The organism is Herbaspirillum frisingense (genome assembly GCF_047325095.1).
GTDB lineage: Bacteria > Pseudomonadota > Gammaproteobacteria > Burkholderiales > Burkholderiaceae_D > Herbaspirillum > Herbaspirillum frisingense.
Map to the genome: position 1 here is coordinate 3,009,819 of NZ_CP168558.1, position 25,430 is coordinate 3,035,248.

21 protein-coding genes and 1 pseudogene are annotated in these 25,430 nt (G+C 63.8%); 11 read left to right on the forward strand and 11 right to left on the reverse strand.

Annotated features, from left to right (window positions below; translation table 11 throughout):
* The first annotated feature begins 62 nt into the window (after positions 1-62).
* Entirely contained in the window at positions 63-860 is a 798-nt protein-coding gene (locus ACEOAC_RS13875) for a transporter substrate-binding domain-containing protein (protein ID WP_413445593.1), read from the forward strand.
* A gap of 73 nt (positions 861-933) precedes the next feature.
* On the opposite strand, the gene ACEOAC_RS13880 is transcribed toward ACEOAC_RS13875, so the two are convergent.
* From ACEOAC_RS13880 to ACEOAC_RS13895, 4 genes are all read right to left on the reverse strand, one after another.
* On the reverse strand, positions 934-2,355 hold the full coding sequence (locus ACEOAC_RS13880) for a hypothetical protein (RefSeq protein WP_413628408.1): 1,422 nt from the start codon (positions 2,353-2,355) through the stop codon (positions 934-936).
* 230 nt (positions 2,356-2,585) lie between these two features.
* Positions 2,586-3,704, reverse strand: a complete 1,119-nt coding sequence (locus ACEOAC_RS13885; RefSeq protein ID WP_413444368.1) for a nucleotide excision repair endonuclease — start codon at positions 3,702-3,704, stop codon at positions 2,586-2,588.
* A gap of 181 nt (positions 3,705-3,885) precedes the next feature.
* Positions 3,886-6,549 carry a DNA ligase D gene (gene ligD, locus ACEOAC_RS13890; RefSeq protein WP_413444369.1) on the reverse strand — a complete coding sequence of 888 codons (2,664 nt, stop codon included), beginning with the start codon at positions 6,547-6,549 and terminating at the stop codon, positions 3,886-3,888.
* Entirely contained in the window at positions 6,546-7,595 is a 1,050-nt protein-coding gene (locus tag ACEOAC_RS13895) for a Ku protein (RefSeq protein WP_006465233.1), read from the reverse strand. The genes ligD and ACEOAC_RS13895 overlap by 4 nt, the downstream gene beginning before the upstream one ends.
* Positions 7,596-7,811: 216 nt before the next feature.
* Between ACEOAC_RS13895 and ACEOAC_RS13900 the strand changes: the two genes are divergently transcribed.
* From ACEOAC_RS13900 to ACEOAC_RS13915, 4 genes and pseudogenes are all read left to right on the forward strand, one after another.
* Positions 7,812-9,506: a thiamine pyrophosphate-binding protein gene (locus tag ACEOAC_RS13900; protein WP_413628409.1), complete on the forward strand. Its 1,695-nt coding sequence runs from the start codon at positions 7,812-7,814 to the stop codon at positions 9,504-9,506.
* A gap of 2 nt (positions 9,507-9,508) precedes the next feature.
* A complete protein-coding gene (locus ACEOAC_RS13905) occupies positions 9,509-9,775 on the forward strand; it encodes a hypothetical protein (protein WP_234296612.1) in 267 nt (88 codons plus the stop codon).
* Positions 9,776-10,031: 256 nt separating this feature from the next.
* On the forward strand, positions 10,032-10,244 hold the full coding sequence (locus ACEOAC_RS13910; protein ID WP_006465236.1) for a hypothetical protein: 213 nt from the start codon (positions 10,032-10,034) through the stop codon (positions 10,242-10,244).
* A gap of 70 nt (positions 10,245-10,314) precedes the next feature.
* Positions 10,315-10,857: pseudogene (locus tag ACEOAC_RS13915) on the forward strand (type 1 glutamine amidotransferase domain-containing protein); the annotation flags it as partial.
* A 412-nt stretch (positions 10,858-11,269) separates the two neighbouring features.
* Here ACEOAC_RS13915 and ACEOAC_RS13920 read toward each other — a convergent pair.
* From ACEOAC_RS13920 to ACEOAC_RS13930, 3 genes are all read right to left on the reverse strand, one after another.
* Positions 11,270-11,509 carry a hypothetical protein gene (locus ACEOAC_RS13920; RefSeq protein WP_006465238.1) on the reverse strand — a complete coding sequence of 80 codons (240 nt, stop codon included), beginning with the start codon at positions 11,507-11,509 and terminating at the stop codon, positions 11,270-11,272.
* A 144-nt stretch (positions 11,510-11,653) separates the two neighbouring features.
* Complete coding sequence (locus ACEOAC_RS13925; protein WP_413444371.1) at positions 11,654-12,226, reverse strand: DUF4142 domain-containing protein; 573 nt, start codon at positions 12,224-12,226, stop codon at positions 11,654-11,656.
* A gap of 192 nt (positions 12,227-12,418) precedes the next feature.
* The gene (locus ACEOAC_RS13930) at positions 12,419-12,706 is read right to left on the reverse strand and encodes a PQ-loop domain-containing transporter (protein WP_006465240.1); all 288 of its coding nucleotides are present in this window, start codon (positions 12,704-12,706) and stop codon (positions 12,419-12,421) included.
* Positions 12,707-13,090: 384 nt separating this feature from the next.
* Here ACEOAC_RS13930 and ACEOAC_RS13935 point away from each other — a divergent pair, with 384 nt between their 5' ends.
* The gene (locus ACEOAC_RS13935) at positions 13,091-13,621 is read left to right on the forward strand and encodes a CBS domain-containing protein (RefSeq protein WP_006465241.1); all 531 of its coding nucleotides are present in this window, start codon (positions 13,091-13,093) and stop codon (positions 13,619-13,621) included.
* Positions 13,622-13,983: 362 nt separating this feature from the next.
* Here the strand turns inward: ACEOAC_RS13935 and ACEOAC_RS13940 are convergent, their stop codons facing one another.
* The gene (locus tag ACEOAC_RS13940) at positions 13,984-14,241 is read right to left on the reverse strand and encodes a hypothetical protein (RefSeq protein ID WP_413444372.1); all 258 of its coding nucleotides are present in this window, start codon (positions 14,239-14,241) and stop codon (positions 13,984-13,986) included.
* Between the two features lie 247 nt (positions 14,242-14,488).
* Between ACEOAC_RS13940 and ACEOAC_RS13945 the strand changes: the two genes are divergently transcribed.
* Both ACEOAC_RS13945 and ACEOAC_RS13950 read left to right on the forward strand, forming a co-directional pair.
* Entirely contained in the window at positions 14,489-15,244 is a 756-nt protein-coding gene (locus ACEOAC_RS13945; RefSeq protein ID WP_006465243.1) for a YoaK family protein, read from the forward strand.
* A gap of 110 nt (positions 15,245-15,354) precedes the next feature.
* The gene (locus ACEOAC_RS13950) at positions 15,355-16,839 is read left to right on the forward strand and encodes a Fic family protein (RefSeq protein WP_413444373.1); all 1,485 of its coding nucleotides are present in this window, start codon (positions 15,355-15,357) and stop codon (positions 16,837-16,839) included.
* 454 nt (positions 16,840-17,293) lie between these two features.
* Here ACEOAC_RS13950 and ACEOAC_RS13955 read toward each other — a convergent pair whose 3' ends face one another.
* Together ACEOAC_RS13955 and ACEOAC_RS13960 are read right to left on the reverse strand one after the other, a co-directional pair.
* Positions 17,294-17,641 (reverse strand): KGG domain-containing protein, encoded by a 348-nt coding sequence (locus ACEOAC_RS13955; protein ID WP_006465245.1) that lies wholly within the window; start codon positions 17,639-17,641, stop codon positions 17,294-17,296.
* A 364-nt stretch (positions 17,642-18,005) separates the two neighbouring features.
* The gene (locus ACEOAC_RS13960; protein WP_413445756.1) at positions 18,006-18,311 is read right to left on the reverse strand and encodes a nucleotidyltransferase family protein; all 306 of its coding nucleotides are present in this window, start codon (positions 18,309-18,311) and stop codon (positions 18,006-18,008) included.
* 239 nt (positions 18,312-18,550) lie between these two features.
* On the opposite strand from ACEOAC_RS13960, the gene imuA reads away from it, so the two are divergent.
* The 3 genes from imuA to ACEOAC_RS13975 are packed head-to-tail and all read left to right on the forward strand — an operon-like array spanning position 18,551 to position 23,987.
* On the forward strand, positions 18,551-19,309 hold the full coding sequence (gene imuA, locus ACEOAC_RS13965; RefSeq protein WP_413628913.1) for a translesion DNA synthesis-associated protein ImuA: 759 nt from the start codon (positions 18,551-18,553) through the stop codon (positions 19,307-19,309).
* Positions 19,236-20,720, forward strand: a complete 1,485-nt coding sequence (locus ACEOAC_RS13970; protein ID WP_413628410.1) for a Y-family DNA polymerase — start codon at positions 19,236-19,238, stop codon at positions 20,718-20,720. The genes imuA and ACEOAC_RS13970 overlap by 74 nt, the downstream gene beginning before the upstream one ends.
* Positions 20,721-20,729: 9 nt before the next feature.
* A complete protein-coding gene (locus ACEOAC_RS13975; RefSeq protein WP_413628411.1) occupies positions 20,730-23,987 on the forward strand; it encodes an error-prone DNA polymerase in 3,258 nt (1,085 codons plus the stop codon).
* 13 nt (positions 23,988-24,000) lie between these two features.
* Here the strand turns inward: ACEOAC_RS13975 and ACEOAC_RS13980 are convergent, their stop codons facing one another.
* Positions 24,001-25,182, reverse strand: a complete 1,182-nt coding sequence (locus tag ACEOAC_RS13980; protein ID WP_413445491.1) for a diguanylate cyclase — start codon at positions 25,180-25,182, stop codon at positions 24,001-24,003.
* Positions 25,183-25,430 lie beyond the last annotated feature (248 nt).

Consider the following 25,430-nt stretch of genomic DNA (forward strand, 5'->3'; position numbering starts at 1 on the left):
TGCTGCGATGTGACGTATCATCGGCCGCGCAATGACACGTCCATTACAAGGAGAATCCGGAGATGAAATTCAAGACTAGCCTGCTGGCCCTGACGTTCGGCCTGACTGCACTTAGCTCCGTCGCCGCGCACGCCGACGGCCTGGCCGCCATCCACAAGGCCGGGGTGGTGCGCATCGGCGTACCGCAGGACTTTGCTCCCTTCGGCGCGATCGACGGTGACATGCACCTGCAAGGCCTGGATATCGACGTCGCCCGACTCATCGCCGACAAGATGGGCGTGAGGGTGCAACTGGTACCGGTGGCCAGTGCCAACCGCATTGCCTACCTGCAGACCCACAAGACCGACCTGATCATTTCAACGCTGGGCAAGAATTCGGATCGCGAAAAAGTGATCGATTTTTCACAGCCCTATGCGCCCTACAACAACAGCGTGTTCGGCGTGGCCAGCCTCAAGGTCAGCAACGCCGCCGACCTGGCCGGCAAGACCATCGGCGTGGCGCGTGGCACCTTCCAGGACCTGCAGCTGACCCTGAGCGCACCCACCAGCGCCAACATCAAGCGTTACGAGGACAACAATGCCCTCATCTCCGCCTATACCTCCGGGCAGATCCAGCTGGTCGGCACCGGTGACTTCGTGGCCCATGCGCTGGCCGAACGGGTGGCCGACAACAAGCCCGTGCTGAAGTACATCATCCAGGAGTCGGCCTGCGCCGTCGGCCTGAACAAGGGCGAACCGGCGCTGCTCAACAAGGTCAACGAGATCCTGACCGCGGCCAAGAAGAGCGGCGAGCTCAACGGCATCGTCCAGAAGTGGCTCAGCGTGCCGCTACCGGAGAAGATGGCCAACACCTACCATTGACACCGACGAGCACCCGGAAAAAACAAAAAACGGCGGGATTCCCGCCGTTTTGCATGGCAGCGCCGGATCGGCATCAGAACTTCGAGGACACCGCCAGACCCCACTTGCGCTCCGCATCGCCGGTATCGGGCAGCAGGCCATTGGAATAATCCAGGCTCAGGCCGACGTTCTGGTTGAAGTTGTAGGTCAGCACCGACTTCCAGTAATGGATGCTGCGGTTTCCCTGCAACGCCTTCAGGCCGGTAAAGGTCGTGGTGAAATCGAAGGGTAGCGCCGGATTGGTCGAGGACAGCGTGAACCCCGCCTGCGCGCCCAGGCGGATGAAGTCGCGATGCTGGTCATACACATCCGGGTCACCGCGATTGATGTAGATACCGTTACGGCTCTGGCCTATCAGGATGGGCTTGAACGCCAGGCCATTGCCCCAGCGCAGGAAATCATTGAGCCCACCCGGCCGCACCGGCGTGAGGGTGAAGTTGACCGTCAGCAGGCGGCTGCCATCGGTGTTGTTGACCAGGTAGTCGGGACGCGCGGTCAGGTCTTCGGTATTGGCCGTATCGGCATGGGCGAAGTGGAAGGCCGACAGCATCCCGACCTGGGTGGTACGCGTGGTGGTGACGTCGCGATTACCGGCATCGTAAGTGGTCACCCGGTTCTGCTTGAAACCGACATAGGGCACTGCCTCATAGGTACTGCCCGGCTCGCCCATGGGGCGCTTGTCCAGCGAATAACCGGTGTAGACCACCACATCATTGGTCCGCGACTGCGCCACGTCGTCATTGGCCAGCGCCAGCCGGGCCCGGTCCACCGAGGCAAAGCCGGCCTTGTCGCGGTGATCGATGGAGAGCTGGTCAGGATTGCCGCGCACGCGCACGTGATCCATCCAGCCGGCCTGTTGCGCGACAGCCGGTGCCGATGTTGCCGATGTTGCCGCTGTTGCCGGCGTGGCCGGCGTGGCCGGCGTGGCCGGCGTGGCCGGACCGGCCGCCGGCGTGGCAGCACCACCCGCCGCCGTTGGCGCCACCCCCATGGCCAGGGCGGAGCCGGCATAGGCCATGGCAGGCGCAGCCTGGGCCGTCGTGCAGCTCAGCCCCGCGCGGTTGTTGTCGCGGAAAAAGGCAGCCACATCACTGCGGCCGCTCGGCTTGATCTGGGGGTCCTTGCCATCCAGCAGTCGTTGCACTTCTTCGGCCATGTGATCGACGTTGCAGCTATCGCCCTGACAGGCCTGTCCAGTGGCTTTTTCTGCGGCGCGCTTCTGCAGCAGCCAGGCCACCAGCGCCCGTGGCGAGGACAGCGGTGCAGGCTCCTTGCCCACCGACAGATAGGCCGTGCTGACCGGATAGGTGCGGATCAGGCTGGCGGCCAGTTGATCCTTGTCCAGTGTCAGGTCGTTGCGGCACAGGCCGCTAAGCTCGGCCGCCTGGGCCAGCGAGAGGGAGACAGGCGCGGCCAGCACCAGGGTGGCCGCATAGCGTGGGAGTCGTCGTCGCATGGAATGGAAGGAATGAGCAGTCAAGGGATTGGGAGAACGGGGAGAACACGGAGAACAGGGACAGCGCGGCACCAGCAAAGAACGACAGCACCGCGCAAGGAAAACGGAAGAAAGCTTCCAGCAGAATGGGACTGGCTTAACCGGACGCCGCGCGCCCGGGAATTGCCGAGAAGTACCGAAGATGACCGAGGATCACCCGTGAATCACCAGCGAGCGCCAGACCCGCCGCTTCAGCCGGCCGACAGCGGCAGTCCCGGCAGCGGACGCAGGTCCAGCTGGCCCAGCAGGTAGGGCTGGATCACCAGCTTGTAGCTGTCCAGGTCAAAACCCTTGAGGCTGGCCGCCGGACGGGTCGGCAGCTGGCGGTGGTCGCGATCCAGCGAACCCAGATAGCGCCAGTGATCGATCACATGCACCTGCTGCCAGCCCTCGCCCTGTTCGACGATGCCCATGGGGCCGGCATACGGCCAGGGCAGGATGCGCAGGTCTTCCAGCGCCTGCATCAGGCGCTGCTGGTGCTGCTCGGGGGATTCCTCGCCGGTGCAGGCGCCGCGGCAGCGACGGATCTGGCGACCGAAACAGGCCATGCCGAAACCGCCCGGCTGCTCCAGCCCGGTGACGATGGAACACAGGCCATGGCCCTGCACCAGCTTGTGCAGCGCTTCCTGCGCCGCCCGTTCGCTGGTGAAGATGCCGAACAGGTTTTCGGCGCGGCTGAATTCACGCTCGGCCACCTGCGTGACCTGTGGCTGGCCCTGTGCGCTCAGGCGCAGGGTGAACAGGCCGCGCTTGCTGCGTTGCTTCTTGTTGTGAGCCGGGCGCAGGTCGCGCAGCAGAGAGTTTTCCAGCAGGGCCGCGCCCAGTTCACCGGCCGTGCGGCGGCACTCGATACGACGGGTCTGGCCGATCAGGAACTGCTCTTCATGGTTGTGCAGATGCGCCAGCACGCGGCTGCGCAGGTTGACGCTACGCCCCACGTACAACGGAGCATCGTCCACGCCACGGAAGATGTAGACGCCGCAGGCATTGGGCAAGGCCTCGATGCTGGCACGCTCGATATGCAGGGGATAGCTGAAGGTCGCCGCCCGATGCGCTGCCGGCTGGGGCGCATTGAAGGTGGCCAGCGGATGACCGGGCGCCCCCATGCCGCGCTGTCCTTCCTGGGCCAGCAGGCGCTCCACCAGTGCTGCCGGCAGCTTGCGCGGCGCGGCACCGCCCGGCGCCACGGCGCTCGCGTGTGGCATCAGGGAAGGCATGGCGGCCTGCAGGGGACGGGTGAAAAGCTGGGTCAGCGAAGTGCGGTGGCTGAGGGTATTCATGGCGTGGGCCAATTCCTTCTTGGTATTCATGGCACGTCTGGACGTGCTCGACGGGTTTTGCAAAAGGCCCGGATGCACCAGGCCTTGAAGTTAAAGTGGATTATGAAGTTGGCCCGCCGCGCCCACAGTCGGCAGGAAGATGAAGATCGTGTAGGACATTGCCGCCCTGCCGAGCTTGGCGGCCACAGCGCCGCCAGCGCACGACCCCGGTTCAGACGGGCTCGAAGGCGTCCAGCATGGCCTTGCTCAGCCGCTGCCTGGCCTTGCCGAAACCGGCCCAGGGATCATGGTCCTGGAGGTCCTTGAGCCGCTGCGGCATGGTGGCGACCTTGAAATGATCGGCCGTGATGCCCTGTTCCAGCTCTTCCCAGGTGATCGGCACCGACACCGGTGCCCCCGCCCGGGCGCGTACCGAATAGGCGACCACGGTGGTCGCTCCCGGGGCATTGCGCAGGTAATCGATGAAAATCCTGCCCTGACGCGCCGCCTTGCTCATGCGGGCAATGAAACGGTCCGGCAGCACCCGGGCCAGGTGGGCGGCCACCCGGTGCGCCCAGTCCTTGACCACGTCCCAGCGATGATCAGGACGGATCGGCACCATCACATGCAGGCCCTTGCCCCCGGAGGTCTTCAGGTAACACGCCAGGCCTATCTCCTGCAGCAGGCCGCGCACCAGTTGCGCACCCTCCACTACCGCAGCCCAGGGCACATCCGGTGCTGGGTCGAGGTCGAATACCACCCGGTCCGGCTTGTCCAGCGCACGGCCGGTGGCGCCCCAGGCATGCAGTTCGAGCACGCCCATCTGCACCGTCGCCACCAGGCCGGCAACATCGTTGACCATCATGTACCGGGCGCTGCCCTCGCCTTCCGGGACCTCGATGGCGTCAATCGCCTCGGGCATCCCCTGACCGATGTGCTTCTGGAAAAAGCATTGACCGCCCTGCCCGTCCGGACAGCGTACCAGCGACAAGGGCCGTTGCTTCAGTTCAGGCAGGATGAACCCGGCCACGCTCTGGTAGTAGCGGGCCAGCTCCAGCTTGGTCAGGCCGGTATCGGGGAAGAGGATTTTGCCAGGATGCGTCAACTTCACCCCCTCGACCGTCACGGGCCGGGAGAGGTCCGCCTTGCTCGCAGCTTTGCTGCCACCGGCCTTATCGTTAATACCGCCCTCATCGCCCTCATCGCCCTCATCGCCCTCATCGCCTCCATTAGCCGGCTGCGCCAGGGCTTGCTCCGTCTCGCGCACGATGTCACGGGCCTGCTTGTCCTCCCGCAGCGCCAGGAAACTGCCGTGTCGCAGAATCCCCGAGCGGGTCCACTGGGCGAACCTGACCTCCGCCACCAGCTTGGGGGCCAGCCAGTGCACGCCACGCCGTTGCTGCCCCGTCGGCGGGTTGACGAAGGCCGGCTGGTCCTGCTCCAGCTTGCGGAACTGCTTCAACAGCTGCTCCAGCAGGCGATCATCGAAACCGGTGCCGACCCGCCCGGCATACTGCAACTGTCCCTTGTCGTCATGGACGCCCACCAGAATGGCACCGAATCCGCTGCGCTGGCCAGCCGGCTCGGTATAGCCGGCGATCACGAATTCCTGGCGATGCTCGCACTTGAGCTTGAGCCAGTTGCGGTCGCGACGTCCGGTATAAGGGGCATCGGCGCGCTTGACCACGATGCCCTCCATGCCATGCTGGCAGGCGTGCTGGAACACCTCATCGGTATGACCGACGATGTGCTCGCTGTAGAGCAGCAGTCCGTCTTCATCCGCGCCGGGAATCAGGGTGCGCAGCAATTCCTTGCGCTGCAAGAGCGGAACCTCCCGCAGGTCGTGACCATTCAGGAACAGCAGATCGAAGGCATACAGCGCCAGCCGGATGCCATTGGCCTGCTGCCGGTCGCCGCGCGCCAGGGTCTGCAAGGCCTCGAAGCTGATCCGCCCGTTCTCGTCCAGCGCCACCACTTCGCCGTCGATCCAGGCATCGTCCACCGGCAGTCGTTCCAGGGCCTTGACCAGGATCGGCCAGCGATGGCTCCAGTCCAGACCTTCGCGGGTGAAGATGGCAGCCCGACCGGCGTCGATGCGGCACAGGCCGCGATAGCCATCGAACTTCAGTTCGCTGAGCCATTCATCACCCTGCGGCGCCTGATCGACCAGCGTCGCCAGTTGCGCATCCATGACCTCCGGCAGCATGCTTGGGCGTGGCTGGGCGTCTGCTGCCTCTGCGCTGGAGGGTGGCTGCCTGGAGGACTTGGATGCTTTCTTCGACCGGGCCGCTCGCTGGCTTTCCTGCCCTTTGTCACCTGCGCCAGCCTCGTCACCGCGATCCTTCACGCTCTCCGGCCGCAATTCGGTGATCGCGGCTGCCTTGCCGCTGCGGGCGGCATCGTCATCGTCCTTGATGAGCAACCAGTTTTCCTTGCCATCGGCCGCCGGCTTGCCCATGCGGACTAGCGCCCATCGTCCCTGCAGCTTGTCGCCCTGGAGTTCGAAACTGAGATGGCCCTTCTTCAGGCCGGCGTGCACATCGCCCTGCGGCAGCCACTGGCCGCGGTCCCACAGCACCACATGGCCTGCGCCGTACTGATGTTCCGGGATGTCGCCTTCGAAAGTGCCATAGTCCAGCGGATGGTCTTCCACCCGCACGGCCAGCCGCTTGTCATGCGGATCCAGGCTCGGTCCCTTGGGAACGGCCCAGCTCTTGAGTACGCCATCCAGTTCCAGACGGAAGTCGTAGTGCAGGCGCCGTGCATGGTGGCGCTGGATGAAGAAGTGCAAGCCGCCCTCGGCCGCCGGGGCTGACTGGCGGCCTTTGCCGGAGGGCTCCGGAGTGAGCGTGAAGTCGCGCTTGGCATGATAGCGATCCAGGGACGAAGCACTCATGCCTGTGCCCTCCGCGAGGTGCCGCTGCTTTTGGCGCTTTTACGGCTTTTGCTGCTGCTCTTGGCGCTCGTGGTGCCAGCGGCGGCCTTGGTGCCATTGCGGGTGCTGCTACGCTTGGCAGCAGGCTTGCGGTCAGCCAGCTTGTGGACTTTGGCGCCCTGGGTCGGCTTATCTTGGTCCTCTTCCTTTCCCTCTTCTTCATCCACATCGCCGCGACCGCTCTTGCGCGCCTTGGCCGACGCCTTGCCGCGCCCGTCCAGACTGCTCTTGAGCAGCGCCATCAGGTCCACCACCTTGGCCCCGCTGCTGGCGGGCGCGGCGGCTTCGTCGGGTTCGGCAACCTCATGGGTCTGCCGGCTCTTGATCTTCTTCTTGATCAGGCCCAGCACGTCATCGCGATAGGTGTCGTGGAACTGCTCGGGCTCCCACTCGGCCGACATGTGATCCACCAGGGCGCGTGCCATCTCCACCTCCTGCCGGGTCACCGCCGCCTTCTTCGACTTGCGCGATGGCACCGGCAGGTCGTCCGGTGCGCGCAATTCGCTGGGGTAGCGCAAGGTGATCAGTTGCAGCATGTCGCCCTGCGGAATGAGGGCTGCCAGGTGCTGGCGGGTGCGGATGACGATCTGGGCAATGGCCATCTTGTCGCTGGCCAGCAGGGTCTCGCGCAGCAGCGCATAGGCCTTGTCGCCTCCCTTGGCCGGGGCCAGGAAGTAAGGTTGCTCGTAATACAGGATGGGGACCTGCTCGCGCTCCACGAAGCTCTGGATGTCGATGCTCTGGGTCGCCTCCACATTGGCGCGGCGCAGGTCTTCGTCGGACATGAGGACGAACTTGCCGTCCTCGTATTCATAGCCCTTGATGATGTTTTCCCACGGCACTTCACGGCCGGATTTCTTGTTGTAGCGCTTGTAGCCCACCGGTGACAGATCACGCTTGTCCAGCAGCGTGAAGTCCAGTTCATCGTGCTTCTCGGCGGTATAGAGTTCGACCGGGATATTGATCAGCCCGAAGCTGATCGCCCCCTTCCATAGTGCGCGTCGCATCGCTTCCTCCACAGTCTTGCTGATGCGCCGATTATGCGTGCCCGGCCCCGCTGCCGCAGTCGGCCGGCGGATGAAGCCGGCGTAGGAATGTGCCGCAGCCGCGCGCCCTTCGGCCCTTCTCCACCTTCTCCTACACGGATTTACCGGATAGACCGATACAGCCGCGCCGGATGGCGTCTTACCCTTGAACGACTCATCCTCGTCCATGGAGCCGACATGTCCGCCACCGTTGCAGAAATCCTCATCGACACCCTGTACCAGATCGGGGTGCGCCAGATCTTCGGCGTCGTCGGTGACGCCCTGAATCCCCTCACCGATGCCATCCGTCGCGACAAGCGCATCGAATGGATAGGCGTGCGCCACGAAGAAGGTGCGGCCCTGGCCGCCGCCGGCCAGGCCAAGCTGACCGGCCGCCAGGCGGTCTGCTGCGGCACCACCGGCCCCGGCGCCAACCACCTGGTGGCGGGCCTGTATGAAGCCCGCAAGGACCACGCCCCGGTCCTGGCCATCTCCGGCGGCGTGCCAGCCGCGCGTCGAGGTACCGATTATCTGCAGGAAAATTCACCCGACCTGCTCTTTCGCGACGTCGCGGCCTACAGCCAGATCGTCACCAGTGCCGACCAGGCGCCTGCAGTCTTCCACCAGGCCATTGCCCAGGCCTACGCCCAACGCGGCGTGGCCCACCTGAACCTGCCGGCCGACATCATCGGTGCCCGTACCTCCCATACCGTCCCCAGCCTGCACACCCTGCGCGAGCGCGCCGAACTGGCGCCGCCGCCGTCCGACATCCAGGCGGCCACCGAACTGATCAACGCTGCCGGCTCGGTGGCCATCTTTGCCGGCAATGGCTGCCGGGGCGCCATCGACCAGGTGCTGGCCCTGGCCAGCAAGTTGCAGGCACCGGTGATGCACACCTTCCGCGGCAAGGACCTGATGGCCTATGACCACCCGCACTGGATCGGCGGGGTCGGCCTGATCGGCGGCGCGCCGGGCACCGATGCGCTGCAGGCGGCAGAGTTGATGCTGATGCTGGGATCGGACTATCCCTATTCGGAATTCCTGCCCACCAAGTCCAAGGTGATCCAGATCGACGAACGCGGCTTCGTCCTCGGACGACGGGCGCCGGTCACGCTGGGCATCACCGGCTCGGTCGGTCCCAGCGTGCGGGCGCTGCTGGAAAAGGTCGAAGGCAAGACCGACGGCAGTTTCCTGCAGAAGGTCAATGGCGAGCGCGAACGCTGGAACGCCAAGCTCGACAGCGCCGCCGACATCAAGCCTCAGCACAAGAAGATCAAGCCCCAGAGCCTGGCCCGAGCGCTGAGCGACCTGGCCGACGACGATGCGACCTTCGTGGTCGATACCGGCGTGGTGACGCTATGGTGTGGCAACTGGATCCGCCAGCGCGGGCAGCAGCGCATCCTGGCCTCCTTCAACAATGCCGCCGTCGGCACCTCACTGGGCCAGGCCAACGGCATCCAGGCGCTGGATCGCCAGCGGCAGGTCGTGGTGGCGGTGGGCGACGGTGGCTTCACCATGTTGATGGGCGAGTTCATGACCAGTGTGGAGCACAAGCTGCCCTTGAAGGTGGTGGTCTTCAACAACCGCGAATGGGGCCTGGTCCACCTGGAAATGGAAGAAGCCGGCATGCCCGCCTTCGAGGGTTCGGAATTCCCCAATGCCGATTTCGCCGCCTTTGCACGCGCCTGCGGCGGCCAGGGCTTCACCGCCCGCACGCCCGAAGAGCTGCAGGAGAGCCTGCAGCAGCTGCTGGCAGCGCCCGGCCCGGCGGTGCTGGATGTCTTCATCGATCCGTCCGAATTGCCGGTCATGCCGCACATCAAGATGGAACAGATATGGCGCTTTGGCCTGGCCAAGGTGCGCGAGAGCCTGATCGCCATGAAAGGAGGCTGAACATGGAAAGCCAGACGAGTATTGAGCAGCAGCGCGAGGACTATGCCCGCGAATTGAAACGACGCTTCGAGGACTACAAGCAGTGGGCCATGACGCACTGGCCGGTCGCCGAGCAGCCGCTGGATGATGCCGCCTTCGTGGCCTCGCAGCGTGAACTGGAATTGCTGACCGGCAGCAGGCTGCACCCCGGGCGTCAACCCGATGCGATTCCTGCCGGTGGCCAGCAGCAGGCGCAGTTCGAGGATGTGACGCCGGCGCCATGGCCATGAACGGTGCCATCGGAGCCGCATAAAGGCGCATAAAGGCACATAGAGGCGCCTTACTGCAGCATTGCCTGCATTCTTACGCAGGCTTGCGCCGCTGGCTTATACCGCAGCCCGGGACGGCACAGTAAGCTGGGTTTCACCGGTCACATCGGTTGCACACCGTTTGACCGATGCGTCGATCCGATCAGGTCTGCAAGAGATCTGCAAAAGGTCCGCATACATCGCGAAGACTGATATTTCAAAGTTAAAGGAGGTCATCATGAGCGCAAGCAAACAGAACAAGGATCATCGTCCCAATCAGTACGACACCCCTTCGGAAGTCGCGCTGGACGAAGCCAACGAGATGAGCTTCCCAGGTAGTGACCCGGTGGCCACCTCCAACATCACGCGCATCGAAAAGGCGCCCGAGATGGACAAGGCCAGCAACGATCACCAGAACCGCAACAAGGTTCGCCAGAACACCCCGGACTGATCCGTCATCCGCCCCCAACGAGGGCGGCCGGTGCATGCCGGCCGCCCTTTTTCCATCAGGGAGATTGAACATGAGCAATCGCTATCAACAATTGAAGGTCGCGGTCCTGGTGACCGACGGTTTCGAGCAGGCCGAACTGCTGGAGCCGAAAAAGGCGCTGGAAGCCGCCGGTGCCACCGTGCACATCCTCTCCGACAAGACCGACAGCGTGCAGGGCTTCAAGCATGTCGACAAGGGAGAATCGGTCTCCGTGGACGGTAGCCTGGATACGGCCCGCCCCGAGGACTACTCCGCCGTGCTGCTGCCTGGTGGTGTCGTCAACGGCGACGCCATGCGCCTGCTGCCGCAGGCCCGCAATTTCATCCGCGCTGCCAATGATGCGGAAAAGCCCATCGCCTCCATCTGCCACGGCGGCTGGCTGCTGATCTCGGCCGGCATCGCCAAGGGCCGCACCGTCACCAGCTGGCCCAGCCTGCAGGACGACTTCAAGAATGCCGGCAGCCAGTGGGTGGACCAGGAAGTGGTACGTGACGAAAACTTCGTCTCCTCCCGCAAACCCACCGACATTCCGGCCTTCAACAATGAATTCATGAAGCTGCTGGATGAGCAGCAACGTCGCGAGCAGGGCCAGCAGCCTGACGCAACGGGCGGCGAGCCGGCATTGACCGAAGCCGGTGGGGAGGCTGACACCACCAAGCCGCGTCTGTCGGAAAAAGGCAGTGCCCCGGCCGCTCCGCCCAGCCATGAAAACGAGGCCTTTGCCGTGGCCCATGGCCAGTCGCCGCAAAGCGATGGCTGATCGGGTCTGAACCATCGGGCTGCATACGGCTTCATACGGAAAGAGGGGTGATCCCCTCTTTTTTGCTTTTTACTTCGTAGTTTTTTCTGCAGACCTGAAGACTTGAAACCTGTAAGCGGAAGCTTGCGGCGAAAACGCAAATGCCGTCCGCAACCTGCGTTACGGACGGCAACTACATCATCGGGACAGCTGTTACACCCCCGACATCACGTCAATGCATCAGCCCCTACGCTGCCCCAGGGCGGCGCATGGCTTGTTCCAGCAATGCCAGGGCGACCTTCTCGGCTTCCTTGCGCTTCTTGCAGATACGTACCGGCTGACCCTTCAGGTCGTGCAGGTCCATGTGCCAGAGGTGATCGATGCGGGTATCGAGATAGGCGACGTACTTGTGCTTGTCCAGCTTGGTCACGCGCGGCATGAAGTGACCGGCTTGCTGCTGTTCAACAGATTTGGCGAAGTGTTTCATGGCAAGTCTCCTCGGCACGGTGGCGAGATGGGACGTCATGACGGGCGGGGCAAGGCTGCTATCAGCATAGTCGATGAGGGCGGCAGCGAAAGGGCTTTTTGCCTTTTCACGGGGCCGCCCCATCATGGACAGGGGCGGACGGCCTTATTTCTTGGCGGCATCCACCTTGCTCTTCAGGTCGCGGCCCATCTTCAGATGATCCTTGAGCCCCGGCAGGGTCTTGGCGGCAAAATTCTTCACATCCGGGTCATCGGCCGAGGTAGAGGACTTCTGGAACAGCTTGACCGCATCCTCATGGGCCGACACCCCGATCATGCTGGCGTAGCGCTTGTCGAAGGTGTTGCCGGACAGCTTTTCGAGGATGGCGATCTTGGCGCGCTGGGCCATGCTGGGTTCGGTAGGCAGGGTGACATCCTTGCTGGAAGCCAACTGCTTGAGCTCGTCGCCGACGGTGCCATGCTGGTCAATCATCTTCTGCGCGAAATCCTTGACGGCCGGATTGCTGCTCTTTTCCAGCGCGACCTTGCTGGCCGCGATTTCGGCATTGCCGGCCTCGGCGGCCTTGGTCATGAAGCTCTTGTCCTTGCTGGTGACGGATTCGGCCGAGGCGCTCAAGGCCAGCGTGGCGCCGGCAATGAACAATGCGCCCGCGCCCAGCAGGCGACGGGTGCGGTGGCGGGTCATCAGATCCGAAGAGGCGAAGGGAATGGAACGCATGGCGATACTCCTTGTGGTTATGGTTGAGCTAAAGATGGCGAGCCCGCGATGCCCTGCGTGGCATGTCATGCAAATACTGTAGTAAGGATGGCGTCTGCCTTGCATCAGACAGCGCCAATGAAACCTGTAGGAATCGATGAGCACGAAGGAAGCACGCATGCGGCACGATGGCCAGTTGGCAGCTTGGCCGCCTCAGGCCTGCTCCTGCGACCGCTGGCGGCGACGATTGCGCAGGTACAGGATCTGCCCCAGCAGTGCCGTCCCCAGCAGGAAGACATTGGACACCACGAACACCCAGTCGCCCTGCAGCAGACTGTAGGTCACGAAACCGGCCGAGGCCGCCAGTTGCCCGGCAAACAGCCAGTGCGACACGCCCTGGGTGGAACGACTGCGCCACTGCTCATAGACCTGCGAGGAAATGGTCAGCAACAGGATCAGGGTGGCGCCCCAGCCGATGAGGTCGGTAATGTGATCGGACATGATGGTTTGATGGGAGCCCTACAGCCCCGGGAAGCAGTCGATGCAGCGATGGTGAAGCAGCCAGGCCAGCCATGCAGTCGGCCGGCCTCGCAAGCCACTGTAGGAAGAGTCCGCGGATGGCCAGTGATGCGGCGGCACGTCGGTGCATTCGCGCACCCCTGCGCGAATCTGCCGACCCGACAATGGGGCGCTGTGGCATTGCGGCATGGGTGTGCCTTGCTTAGGCTGGAAGAGTAGTGGCAGTGGATATCAGTGGATATGACGGTCGCCTGCCTGGTGGCCTGAAGAAAACTGCACGATTTACACAACACAATTTACACAAGTCAATTTCGCTCTCCCGCTTTCGGGGCTTTCCCCCCTTTTCATTCTTCCCAGGAGGTCAACATGCACGCTACCCGCACCATTGCCGACGTCATGACTCGTGGCGCCCATACCTTGAGCCCTGACGATTCGGTTATCCATGCCGCCCAGGCCATGGAAGCCCTTGATGTCGGCGCCCTGCCCGTCTGCGATGCCCAGCGCAGGTTGGTGGGTCTGGTCACCGACCGCGACATCGTCCTGCGCGCCGTCGCGCCCAATCGCCTGACCGAGACCATGCCCCTGACGGAGGTGATGAGCCATGATGTGCTGTGGTGTTACGAGGATGAACCGGTGGACGATGTGCTAGACGATATGGTGCAGCGCCAGATCCGCCGCCTGCCCGTCATGGATCGCGAGCGCAATCTGGTGGGCATGGTCAGCCTGGGCGACGTCGCCGCCAAGACGCAGAATCGCGGTGTGGGCGAGGCATTGGCGGAGATATCGCTGCCCGCTGCGCCCACCCGTGGCAGCATCGATCCAGCGTCCGAAAATGGCTATGCCTTGCCGGAAGTCAGGGACGGTGATCTGAGCGAGGTCAATCTGGGTCGAAGCTAGGCCTGGCGCGGGCGTCGGGCAGGAGCGACAGCTTGGCGTGTAGGTTTTTTCCTACGCATCAATCGGGTACTGTCCGATCTTCTTTTTTGCGGTGCATCGCTACTATGCATTCCAACGAACTCGAAACCGAGGACCCGAATTCCGGCAAGAACGTCCCCCTCCGTCTTGTCATGAACACTGTCCATCCCCCATCGGTTTATCCCCACGAGTCGTTTTCATAAGCAGAAATTCTCCGAAGATTCCCCCGATCCTCGGCGTCTTATATCCCTCCCCCTCAGGCCGCCTCCCCCAGGCGGCCATTTTTTTGCCTGCGGGATTTGCGGCCTTTGGCCGCCTTTGCCGATTGCCGCCCCTCCTCGCCTCTAAATTCCGCCCTGTCTCGCTTGAGCCCCGTGTTCCCGTTGTACGGCGATGTAGTCCACCGCATCGGCATAGGCCGCATCGCTGTTGCTGCGCAGCGCTTCGCAGACGTGGGTGGACGCCGGGTCCTGGCCATTGGCGCCGATCAGGACGATACCGCGAAATCCGCCGCCTTCGGCCTGCTGTACCCCTGGCTGCAGTACAGGCGTACGCAACTCATCGAGCTTGTCGCCGCCTGGAATATCGATGGGGATGCTCATGGAAGGCTCCTGAAAAGTGAAAGTTTGGACGATTGCCCGGCGCGGCAAGCTGATGCAGGTCAGCCATCGGTGCATCGGCCACCGCCTTGGGCCAAGAAGAAGTATTCTTGTCAGGATAAAAAACGCTGAAGGAAAAGACAGCAAGAAGCCGCCGGCGATCTACGTAGGAAGGGGCGAAGATGAGTTCCCCCTGGCGCGTTGCATGAGGTCTGTTTCTTGACGCGTCTGCTTTTACCCTGGAACCGTCATGCCCATCGAATACCTGCGCCGTCTCACCAGTCCGGCGCGCACCGACCTGTCCAATCGCCACCTGGGCCGTTCACTGGCCTTCATCGCCGGTGCCGTCAATGCTGGCGGCTTCCTGGCGGTCGGACAATACACCTCGCACATGTCGGGCATCGTCTCCTCCCTGGCCGACAACCTGGTCCTGGGCGAGACCTTGCTGCTGGTCTCTGGCGCCAGCGCTCTGCTGTCCTTCCTGCTGGGGGCCGCCTGCTCGGCGGTGATGATCAACTGGGCCAGGCGCCGCGGCCTGCACAGCGAATACGCCATGCCCCTGATGCTGGAGGCCATGCTGCTGCTGTGTTTCGGCATCCTGGGCAGCAATCTGGAGAACCATCGGCTGCTGTTCGTGCCGGTCACGGTGGCGCTGCTGTGTTTCGTGATGGGCTTGCAGAACGCCATGATCAGCAAGATTTCCCGCTCCGAAATCCGTACCACTCACGTGACCGGCCTGGTTACCGACATCGGCATCGAGATCGGCAAGATGTGCTACTGGACCCTGGCCCCGCGCCAGCCCGGCGAATTACATCAGGAAGACCCGGTCCCCGGAGCGCGCCGCAAGTTCATGCTGCTTTCCTCCCTGTTGCTGATGTTCTTCGTGGGGGGCGTGGTAGGCGCGCTAGGATTCAAGGCCGTGGGCTTTGTGGCGACCATGCCGCTGGCGGCGGGATTGTTCGTGTTGGCGCTGGTGCCGATGATGGATGACCTGGCACGTTCCTGAAGGCGTATAACTGCCCTGACAAAGCTGGAAAATTAAAGAATTTCGATAAGAACCATGATTTGGCGTGATAAATTAAGATTTCTCGATAAAAATTAAGAAATCTCGATGCCATGACGCCGCTGGGCTATCAACATCTGATCGATGCACTGCATCTGAACGTCACGCCGCTGGAAAAGGTTGCCTACACCGACTGCTCGGTGAATCGACGCATGGATACCGAGACGCGCATTCTTTTTCCCTCTTCGGTGGCGATAGAGCCGAGCTTGATCGGGCATCTGGAATTTGCGCTCAAGCATGAGGGCGTCAATCTGGAGGTGATCGATGCGGCCTTCGAGCATATCCCACCCACGACATTGGTCGAACAACTGGCCATCAAGCCCACGGGCGAACACATCCGGCGGGCCTGTTTCCTGTGGGAGTGGCTGACCGGCCGCACGCTGGAGGTGGCGCCCATGAACAATGGCGGCTATGTCGACCTGTTCCCGACGGATGAGTACTACACCGCCCCCGACCCGGTGCGATCAAGCAAATTCCGGGTCCGGGACAATGCTCTGGGCAACCCGGCGTTCTGTCCGGTGGTGCGTCGCCGCGCCATCCCGCAAACGCCATCGCTGGACGCCTTGCTGGCGCAGGCGCGGGATACCCTGGCGGCCCTGCACGACCCGGAACTGCACCGCCGCGCCGTGGCCTACCTGTATCTCTCGGAAACCCGCTCCAGCTATGCCATCGAATCGGAAACGCCAAGCTTCGACAAGCAGGAACGGTTTGTCCAGCTGCTGCAGCGGGCAGGAGAAGCAGGAGAAGTGAACGAAGCCTGGCTGGTCGGGCTACAGAACGTCATCGTGCGGGATGTCTACAGCCAGGAAGCGTCTTATCGCCATCAACAGAACTGGCTCGAAGACAGCAGCGGACGGGTCAGTTTTTTCCCTGCCCCTGCAGACGATCTGGACCACGTCATGCGCGGTTGGGAAAGCTTCATCAACGATACCCGTCGTTGCCCCGACCTGCTGGTGCAAGCGGCCTGCGCGGCCTTCGGCTTCGTTTACCTGCACCCCTTCCTGGATGGTAACGGGCGTCTGCACCGTTTCCTGATCCAGCACGTGCTGGCGCGGTCTCCCCTGCTGGAACCGGGAACGCTGGTTCCGGTATCGGCAGTCATCAGCAAGAACATCCCGATCTACGGCGCGCTACTGACGGCATTTTCCCGGCCGGTCACGACGCTCTGGGACTATCGTCGAGGTGACCAGGGTCCAATTGTGATCCGCAGCCCAGGCAGCCGTGCCTATCGCTTTCTGCGGGCGGACCGGGAAGTGGCCTTCCTGCACGAGATGATCAAACAGGCGGTACAGGATGAAATTCCGAGGGAACTGGCCTACCTGAAAGGCTATGACGCAGCCTTCGCGCAACTCAACGATGAGTTCGACCTGCCGCAGAAAGACCTGTCGGCGCTGATCCGCATGATCCAGTCGAATAACGGCACGCTTTCGCTGCATCGCAGAAGGCAATATGGCCATCTGCCGCGCTCCGTGCTGGACCGCATCGAGCAGGTCACCCGAGAAATGTTCGATGCGGCCGATATGCCGCCAGAATCTTAGGGCCTGTTCCCACTCAATCTGCGAGATGCGTTGCGCCCAGAAGGCGTGGTGGCAAGGCGCCCGGCAAGGCCTCCAGCGCGCCTTCTGGGCGCAACCCTCCGGGAGAGGCCGCTAAGCGTCGCCTGCCGTTGTTGCAGCTCCTTGCCGTAGCACCACTACGGCGCGTCGCTGCGCCTAGGCAGTCAACGCTTGACGACCTCTCGCACTCACAGATTTAGTGTGAACAGGCCCTAGAAAATTAGGAATTCTCGATAAATACCCAGATTTGGGCCAATAAATTAGGAATTCTCGATTCCCATTAAGAGATTTCGGAAAACCAGACGCAAAAAAGGCGCTCTGCGCGCCTTTCGTTTTCTTGTTATCGACCTGTCTGGTCGCTGGTCCCTGCAGTTCTCAACTCCATGGGTGAAAAGCGACGGATGCGACAAGCATTGCCTGAGGTGCCATGCCCTCATCAGCCTTGCTGTTGGGGCGTGCTGTCGGACTGCTGTGGCTGCTGGGTGCCGTGGGTATGCTCCGGCGGGGTGCTCTGGCTCATCTGCGGCTGCGCCGAGGTGCTGGCGGTAGTGCCGTTCTGGCCATTCTGTGCTGCAGCGGCCGCGGCGGCAGCGGCATTCTTGCGACCGTGGCTGTTCAGGCCACCCTTGCGTCCGGCTTCGCGTGCTTCGGCGGAGCTGAACTCATGGGCTGCACCCTTGGCGTGGGCTGCCTTGCCGCCCATGCTGGCGATCTGACGCTGCTTTTCCCTGTCCATCGCAGCAAAGCCGCGATTGCTGGTCCCCGGATTTTGAGAATTTGCCATGTGTGACTCCTTGTCTTGGTTGGTCGAAGTTGAGCGGACGAACCTGCCACCTGCCTGCCCTACTGCCCTGCGCGAGCTGACCGGCGGCACAAAACATCTGTCCACGTCTGCAGTGTAGAAAGCCTCACCGAACCTCACTATCGGAAGAGCTCCCCAGCCCTTGTCAGTGCTGACTGTAGGAAATGTAGGAATCGGTGAAGATGAGCTTGTCTTACGGCAACAAAAATAGACGTATTTCTGAATGCCGAAGTGAAGCATGCTCGGCGGGTGCCGAGGTAGATCTGGGGGCTAGAGCGCTGGAAAGGACTGGGTGGGATTTAGGCAATACTTGGGAAGGGATGCGGCTGACAAGCAGCGTTTGAATTTAATCTTTCGAGGGAAATAGCGGCAGCGCCTCAGCGAGCACCTTGGCCCGGAACGTCGGCGGCAGGTCTTCAGGCGTCAGCAGATCGACATCGACGCCGAGCAGCGATTTCAACTCATCTTCCAGATCGCCCAGGTCCAACAGGGTGGCCCCAGGCAGTGCGTCAACCAGCAGGTCAATGTCGCTACCGTCCCGGTCGGTGCCGTGCAGCACCGAGCCGAAGACGCGCAGGTTCGCGGTACGGAAGCGGCCTACGGCTTCCCGTACTGCAACTCTCTTCATGTCAATCGCAACGGAGGGGCGCATAGGCATCCTTTCTTGTCGAAACTCACTGCCATGGCTGGGGCAGGAATGCCATTCTAAAAGCATTTTCCAGAATCGCAATGCACCGATGCCCCCTCTTCGCCCCCGAACTCGACCAGGTCGCCCTCCTCAACAAGAGCTTCAGTGTTTTGCCCGCTCATCCGCAGTTTTTGTCACACTACAAAACAATTACTGTATATTTATACAGTTATCTTCATCTTCACCAGTACGTCTGCTCCACCATGTTGCCTCCATCGTCCCCGGTGCATCGTCCGGAAAACATCCATCCTTCGCTCTGGCTGGCGTCCCAGCTGGCGCGTGGGGGTGGGCACGGGGTGTCCAGCGGTTTCGAGGCGCTTGATGCCGAGTTGCCGGGACGCGGCTGGCCGACCGGGGCACTGATCGAATTGCTGCTGCCCCAGGATGGCATTGGCGAATTGCGCCTGCTGCGCCCACTGCTGGCGCGAGCGCCAGCCAGCGCCCAAAGAGCCGCCCGGATCACCCGGGCCGAACGCATCGCCCTGCTGCAGGCACCGCACCAGGTCAATGCCCCCGGCTGGGTGCATCTGGGTGTGCAGGCGGCCCGGCTGCTGCATCTGCAGGCCGATAACGCGATCGATGCCTGCTGGGCCGCCGAACAGGTCCTGCGCGCCGATAGCTGTCACGCGCTGCTGATGTGGCAACCCAGGCTGCGCAAGGGTGAGCACGATCTGCTGCGCCGGCTGCATGTGGCGGCGCAGACCGGGCAAACCCTGTTTTTCATGCTGCGTCCCTGGTCCTGCGCGCGCGAGCCCTCGCCCGCGCCCTTGCGGCTGACGCTGCAGGCTGCGCGGGACGGGCTGGAGATCGGTTTTCTCAAGCGGCGCGGGCCGCTGCGCGAACAAAGCCTGTTTCTTCCCCTGACGCCTTCACCGAATCTGCAACGCCATGTCCCCACTGTGGATCGCCGTACACCTGCCACTGCTGCCGCTGGAAGCATTCCGTCCGAACTGGCTGGATGAAGCCCCGGCGGTGGTCTTCGAGCGCGAGCGCGTCACCGCGCTGTCGGCGCCTGCGCGCGCGCTGGGCGTGCAGGAAGGCATGCGGCGCGGCGGCGTGCAACTGCTGGCGCCACAGGCGCTGCTGCAGGAGCGTGACCCGCTGCGCGAACAGGGTCTGCTGGAACAGACGGCGCTGGCCCTGTTGCAATACACGCCCCAGGTCACACTGGCCCCGGACGCCTGTGTGCTGCTGGACGTGAGCGCCAGCCTGCGCCTGTTCGGCGGCATGCGGGCGCTGTGCCGCAAGATCGGCGTCACCATCGCCCGAATCGGGGTGTCGGCCACCCTGTCTTCTGGCGTCACCGCGACCGGGGCCTGGATGCTGGCGCGCTACGGCAATGTGCGTACCCTGCGCAGCCGCTCCCTGCAACGACGCCTGGATCGCTTGCCGGTGGTCTTGCTCAGTGCCGCCCAGGCCCACCTCGAATGGCTGCACGGCCTGGGCTGCCGCCAGCTGGGCCAGTTGCGGCGGCTGCCGCGCCCCGGCCTGCAACGGCGCTGCGGCCGGGCGCTACTGGACATGCTGGACCGTGCCTATGGCGACCTGCCGGAACTGCATGAATGGGTGGTGGCGCCGCCGGTCTTCAAGGCCCGCGTGGAGCTGCCCGACCGCATCGAGCACACCGACATCCTGGCCGCCTATGCCCAGGGGCTGCTGGTACAACTGGCCGGCTGGCTGGCGGCGCGCCAGTTGAGCATCAAGCAGTTACACCTGTGGCTGGAGCACGAACGCGGTCGTCAGGCCGTGGTGCCGACCGAATTGCGGATCACCCTGTCGGTGCCGGCCTGGCAGGAAGACCACCTGCATACCCTGGTCAAGGAAAAGCTGGCCCGCTCCAGCCTGCCGGCACCGGCCATCGCCCTGGGACTGGCGGCCGAGGAACTGCAAGCCATGCAGGCCGCCAGCGAACTGCTCTTCCCCGAACCTGGCGGCAGCCCGGAAGATCACCAGCGCCTGCTGGAACTGCTGGTGGCCCGGCTGGGCGCGGACAAGGTTCGCCAGGCCGCGCCTCGGGCCGATCATCGGCCCGAGATCGCCAATCGTTGGTGCAGCGTCATGCAGCCGGCGACCACATTGCCGGCACCGCTGGCGACCGATCCGGCGCGCCTGCCACCGCGCCCGCTATGGCTGCTGGAAGAGCCCTTGCCCCTCCGCATGCAGCAGCACAAGCCGTTCTACCGCACACCACTGGAATTCACCTCGCCGCCGGAACGCATTGAAGCCGGCTGGTGGGAAGGCCGCCCGCTGACCCGCGACTACTTCACCGCCCGCGATGCGCGTCATGCCTATTACTGGATTTTCCGGCAATGGCGTGGCGGCGAGGCCAGCGACGAAGAGCCGCAGTGGTTCCTGCACGGACTGTTCGGCTAGGAGCACCGCATGCAAGCCCCTCTCCCTGGCATCGGTACTGGTACTGGCAATGACAGCGGCCTGCCCGACTATGCCGAACTGTATTGCCGCACCAACTTCAGTTTCCTGCACGGCGCCTCGCATGCCCAGGAACTGGTGGAGCGGGCCATCGCCCTGGGTTATCGCGCCCTGGCCATCACCGACGAATGCACCCTGGCCGGGGTGGTGCGCGCCCATGCGGCCTGGCAGGAGCAGATCAGCAAGAACCAGAGCCTGGATTTCAGGCTGATCATCGGCAGTTGCTTCCGCTTTACCCAACTCCGGGAAGACCCCGAACATCCGCTGGCCCGCCTGACCCTGGTTGCGCTGGCCAGGAACCGGGAGGGTTACGGCAATCTCTCCGAACTGGTCACCCTGGCCCGCACCCGTGCCGAAAAGGGCCAGTACCTGCTGGCCCCGGAAGACCTGAGCCAGCCGCCGCCGGCTTTGTCGCACCTGCGCGCCCTGCCCGATTGCCAGTTGATCCTGGTGCCGGATTACGCGGTCGGTGAAGACACCCTGGACGCCCAGTTGCGCTGGTTCGCCGGCCTGGCGCCCGGGCGCTCCTGGGTTGGCCTCACACGCCTGTATCGCCCCCTGGACGAACTGCACCGCGAAGCGCTGGAGCAGGCAGCACGGCGCCATGGCTTGCCACTGGTGGCGGTGGGCGACGTGCAGATGCACCAGCGCTCACGCAAATACCTGCAGGATGTGGTGACCGCCATCCGCCTGGGCCAGCCGGTGCAGGAATGCGGCCACGCGCTGGCGCCCAACGCCGAGCAACATCTGCGACCGAGAATGCGGCTGTCGCTGGTGCACACGCGGCAGACCCTGGAGCAGACCCTGGCCATCGCCGCCGAATGCCGCTTCAGCCTGGCCGAGCTGCGCTATGAGTACCCGGACGAACTGGTGCCGCTGGGCATGAGCCCGGCCGACTACCTGCGCCAGGAAACCCTGGCCGGTGCCGCCAGACGCTATCCGCAGGGGCTGCCCGGCGAGGTACGGCAACAGATCGAAGTGGAACTGGCGCTCATCGGCAGCAAGCACTATGAAGCCTATTTCCTGACCGTCTACGACCTGGTGCAATTCGCCCGTTCGCGCGGCATCCTGTGCCAGGGTCGGGGCTCGGCGGCCAATTCGGCGGTCTGCTATTGCCTGGGGGTGACCGAGGTCGATCCCACCTCCACGCGCCTGCTGTTTGCCCGCTTCATCAGCGAAAAGCGCGACGAGCCGCCCGACATCGACGTCGACTTCGAACACCAGCGCCGTGAAGAAGTGATCCAGCACATCTACCGCAAGTACGGCCGCCGTCGCGCTGCCCTGGCCGCCGCCGTCCACAGCTATCGCCCGCGTGGCGCGCTGCGCGAGGTGGGCAAGGCGCTGGGGGTGGACCCGGCCATCGTCGATACGGTGGCCAAGTCGCAGCACTGGTTCGACAGCCGCGAAGAACTGCTGGCGCGCTTTGCCGAAGCCGGGCTGGACCCGGAACTGCCGCAGATCGGGCTGTGGGCCAGCATCACCGGCAAGCTGCTGCGCTTTCCCCGGCACCTGTCGCAGCACACCGGGGGCTTCGTGATCGCACGCGGGCAATTGTCGCGGCTGGTGCCGATCCAGAACGCCGCCATGCCAGACCGTTCCGTCATCGAATGGGACAAGGACGACCTGGAGTCGCTCCGGTTGCTCAAGGTGGATGTCCTCGCGCTGGGCATGCTCACCGCCCTGCGTCGGTCGCTGGAGCTGGTGAGCCTGCGGCGCGGCTTGCCGCAGGTGATGCAGATGTACGATATCCCGCGTGAAGATCCGGTCACCTTCGAGATGATCTGCAAGGCCGATACCATCGGTGTGTTCCAGATCGAGAGCCGGGCCCAGATGAGCATGCTGCCGCGCATGCAGCCACGCACCCAGTACGACCTGGTGGTGCAGGTGGCCATCGTGCGGCCCGGTCCGATCCAGGGCGGCATGGTCCATCCCTACCTGCGCCGGCGTGAGCTGGTGCGCAATGGTGGCAGCTTCGAGTATCCCGACAACACCAGCAAGAGCGGCAAGATCAGGAAGGTGCTGGAGCGCACCCTGGGTATCCCCATCTTCCAGGAACAGGTGATGGACGTGGCCATCGAGGCCGCAGGCTATTCACCCAGCGAGGCTGACGATCTGCGCCGCTCCATGGCGGCCTGGAAGCGCAAGGGTGGCATGGGGCCACACCATGAGCGGCTGGTACTGGGGATGACCGACAACGGCTATTCACGCGAATTCGCCGAAAGCATCTTCAACCAGATCGAGGGCTTCGGCGAATACGGCTTCCCGGAAAGCCACGCCGCCAGCTTTGCCCTGCTGACCTACTTCAGCAGCTGGCTCAAGTGCCACGAGCCGGAGGCTTTCCTGTGCGGCCTGCTCAATAGCCAGCCCATGGGCTTCTATTCGCCCTCGCAACTGATCCAGGATGCGCGCCGGCACGGGGTACGGGTGTTGCCGGCCAATGTCGTGCGCAGCGCCTGGGAGTCCACACTGGAGCTGCCCCTGGAGCCCGCCTCCGGGCCGGCGCGTCCGGCCGTGCGGCTGGGCATGAGCCTGCTGCGCGGCATGCCGGCCGAGGCGGCGCAGCGCATCGAGCAGGCGCGCGCCGAGCGTCCCTTTGCCGATGTCGACGACCTGGCCCGGCGCGCCGCCCTGGATCGCCATGCCCTGCAGGCGCTGGCGGCCGGCGATGCCCTGCGCGAACTGGGCGGCCATCGGCGCCAGGCGCTGTGGCATGCGGTGGGTGCGGTACCCGACCGTGACCTGCTGCGCAGCGCGCCACGCGGCGACGATGCGGTGCAACTGGAGACGCCCGGCGAAGGCGAGCAGATCATCGACGACTACCGCGCCATGAACCTGACCCTGCGCCGCCACCCACTGGCCCTGCTGCGACCGACCCTGCAGCGCCGCCGCTTCATGAGCGTGGCCGATCTGAACGCGCTGCAGAACCGCCAGTTCGCCTGCTGCTGCGGCATCGTCACGGTGCGCCAGCGGCCGGGTACGGCCAAGGGGGTGATCTTCATGACGATCGAAGACGAGACCGGTTCGGCCAACGTCATCATCTGGCCGGCGGTGCTGGAACGACAGCGCAGCGAAGTGCTCAATGCGCGCCTGCTGGGGGTGTACGGAAGCTGGCAATGCCAGGGAGAAGTGCGCCATCTGGTGGCCGGACGCCTGGAGGACTGGACCCACCTGCTCGGGGAACTGCAGCCGCGCAGCCGTGATTTCTTCTGATGGATTAGCTGACTCAGGCCGCCAGCGCCATGCGGAAGGCATTGCGCCCTTCGCTCTTGGCCCGGTACAGGGCCAGGTCGGCCTGGTGCACCAGGGCATCCCACCCAAGCATCTGGCCCGGTGTGAGCACGGCCAGGCCGACGCTGATAGTGACCGGCTGGCCATGGCCGAAGTCATGCTGGCGCACCGTCTCCAGCAGGTGCTGGGCGATCTGTCGTGCCTGCACCTCGGCCAGGCCGGGGAAGACCGCGCAGAACTCTTCACCACCATAGCGGCCCAGCAGACCGTTCTGGCGACAGCATTGTCGCAATAGTGCACCGATGTCGGCCAGCACGCGGTCGCCCACCTGGTGGCCATGGGTATCGTTGATCTGTTTGAAGTGGTCGACGTCGATGAAGGCCAGGGTCAGCACCCGTCTGGCCTGCACCGCCTGATCCAGCACCAGTTCGCCACAGCGCACCAGTTCGCGCCGGTTCAGGGTGCCGGTCAGCTCATCCACGGTCGCCAGGCGCTGCTTGTCGGCCAGCAGGCGTTCGAAATAGATCATCATCAGCGCCACCGACAGCAACAGGGTGCCACTGATGGGAATCAGGTAGATCAGGGCTACCCCCAGGTTGCTCATCTCGGGCGGTTCGAACAGTTCCGGATGGCGCAGCGAGATGAAGAAGCGACTGACGTAGCTGGCGCTGAGGATGAGCAAGGCGCCGATACCGACGCAACGACCGAAGGTCCAGCGTGGATAACGCTCGGCCAGGGCGCCGGAGAGTCCCTGGAGGAATTCCCACAGCACCAGGCAGAACACCACCTGCAGCCCGCAGACGGCCAGGTAGGCGCGCTGGGTGAACGTGGCTTCGGACGCCAGCAGTGCCGCAAAGGCGGCGGCATAGACCACGATGAGCAGGCCCGGCCACCAGGCCGAGCGGCGCTGGTAGAAGCTGCGCAAGCCGCCCCAGGCCACGATCCCGGAAGAAAACACAAGCGTATTGCCCAGCAACAGGCCCAGCGCACGTGGTGTGCCAGTCAGGCTGGCATAGACGACGACGGTGGTGCAGATGCCCAGTGCCGCCAGCACCCCGGACAGCGCCCACAGGCGGGTGAAGCGCTCCGAGGGCGTGCTGATGAACAGGCCCGTCATGATCACGCCACTGCAAAACTGAACGATGGCCAGCGCCAGGCTGGCGGTGAATGGATTCATCCGGATAAGCCCGTCCACGGGACGGGTGAAGATTGCAGAACGGGAGAGTGTCCGGTCAGGCCTGCAGGCAAGCTTCCGGAACCCCATCCGGTGCTACTGCCAGGCATCTGACGGCCTGGAAAGACGACACAGGCAGGACGCCGTCAGTGTAACCGAAGCCGCCGGAATGATAGTGATTTTCAGCAATATGACATAAAAAGTGAACGTTATTGCCGGGCTGGCAATATATCTGCACCCTTCATTACAGC

Excerpts from the sequence above, each read along its gene's own strand:
- ACEOAC_RS13960 (WP_413445756.1), bottom strand. The coding sequence starts at position 18,311 with ATGCGCCCCTCCGTTGCGATTGACATGAAGAGAGTTGCAGTACGGGAA.
- ACEOAC_RS13945 (WP_006465243.1), top strand. The coding sequence starts at position 14,489 with ATGCCCATCGAATACCTGCGCCGTCTCACCAGTCCGGCGCGCACCGAC.
- ACEOAC_RS13940 (WP_413444372.1), bottom strand. The coding sequence starts at position 14,241 with ATGAGCATCCCCATCGATATTCCAGGCGGCGACAAGCTCGATGAGTTG.
- ACEOAC_RS13885 (WP_413444368.1), bottom strand. The coding sequence starts at position 3,704 with ATGAATACCAAGAAGGAATTGGCCCACGCCATGAATACCCTCAGCCAC.
- ACEOAC_RS13905 (WP_234296612.1), top strand. The coding sequence starts at position 9,509 with ATGGAAAGCCAGACGAGTATTGAGCAGCAGCGCGAGGACTATGCCCGC.
- ACEOAC_RS13950 (WP_413444373.1), top strand. The coding sequence starts at position 15,355 with ATGACGCCGCTGGGCTATCAACATCTGATCGATGCACTGCATCTGAAC.
- imuA (WP_413628913.1), top strand. The coding sequence starts at position 18,551 with ATGTTGCCTCCATCGTCCCCGGTGCATCGTCCGGAAAACATCCATCCT.
- ACEOAC_RS13900 (WP_413628409.1), top strand. The coding sequence starts at position 7,812 with ATGTCCGCCACCGTTGCAGAAATCCTCATCGACACCCTGTACCAGATC.
- ACEOAC_RS13880 (WP_413628408.1), bottom strand. The coding sequence starts at position 2,355 with ATGCGACGACGACTCCCACGCTATGCGGCCACCCTGGTGCTGGCCGCG.
- ACEOAC_RS13875 (WP_413445593.1), top strand. The coding sequence starts at position 63 with ATGAAATTCAAGACTAGCCTGCTGGCCCTGACGTTCGGCCTGACTGCA.
- ACEOAC_RS13910 (WP_006465236.1), top strand. The coding sequence starts at position 10,032 with ATGAGCGCAAGCAAACAGAACAAGGATCATCGTCCCAATCAGTACGAC.
- ACEOAC_RS13955 (WP_006465245.1), bottom strand. The coding sequence starts at position 17,641 with ATGGCAAATTCTCAAAATCCGGGGACCAGCAATCGCGGCTTTGCTGCG.
- ACEOAC_RS13970 (WP_413628410.1), top strand. The coding sequence starts at position 19,236 with ATGTCCCCACTGTGGATCGCCGTACACCTGCCACTGCTGCCGCTGGAA.
- ACEOAC_RS13930 (WP_006465240.1), bottom strand. The coding sequence starts at position 12,706 with ATGTCCGATCACATTACCGACCTCATCGGCTGGGGCGCCACCCTGATC.
- ligD (WP_413444369.1), bottom strand. The coding sequence starts at position 6,549 with ATGAGTGCTTCGTCCCTGGATCGCTATCATGCCAAGCGCGACTTCACG.
- ACEOAC_RS13895 (WP_006465233.1), bottom strand. The coding sequence starts at position 7,595 with ATGCGACGCGCACTATGGAAGGGGGCGATCAGCTTCGGGCTGATCAAT.
- ACEOAC_RS13975 (WP_413628411.1), top strand. The coding sequence starts at position 20,730 with ATGCAAGCCCCTCTCCCTGGCATCGGTACTGGTACTGGCAATGACAGC.
- ACEOAC_RS13980 (WP_413445491.1), bottom strand. The coding sequence starts at position 25,182 with ATGAATCCATTCACCGCCAGCCTGGCGCTGGCCATCGTTCAGTTTTGC.
- ACEOAC_RS13935 (WP_006465241.1), top strand. The coding sequence starts at position 13,091 with ATGCACGCTACCCGCACCATTGCCGACGTCATGACTCGTGGCGCCCAT.
- ACEOAC_RS13925 (WP_413444371.1), bottom strand. The coding sequence starts at position 12,226 with ATGCGTTCCATTCCCTTCGCCTCTTCGGATCTGATGACCCGCCACCGC.
- ACEOAC_RS13920 (WP_006465238.1), bottom strand. The coding sequence starts at position 11,509 with ATGAAACACTTCGCCAAATCTGTTGAACAGCAGCAAGCCGGTCACTTC.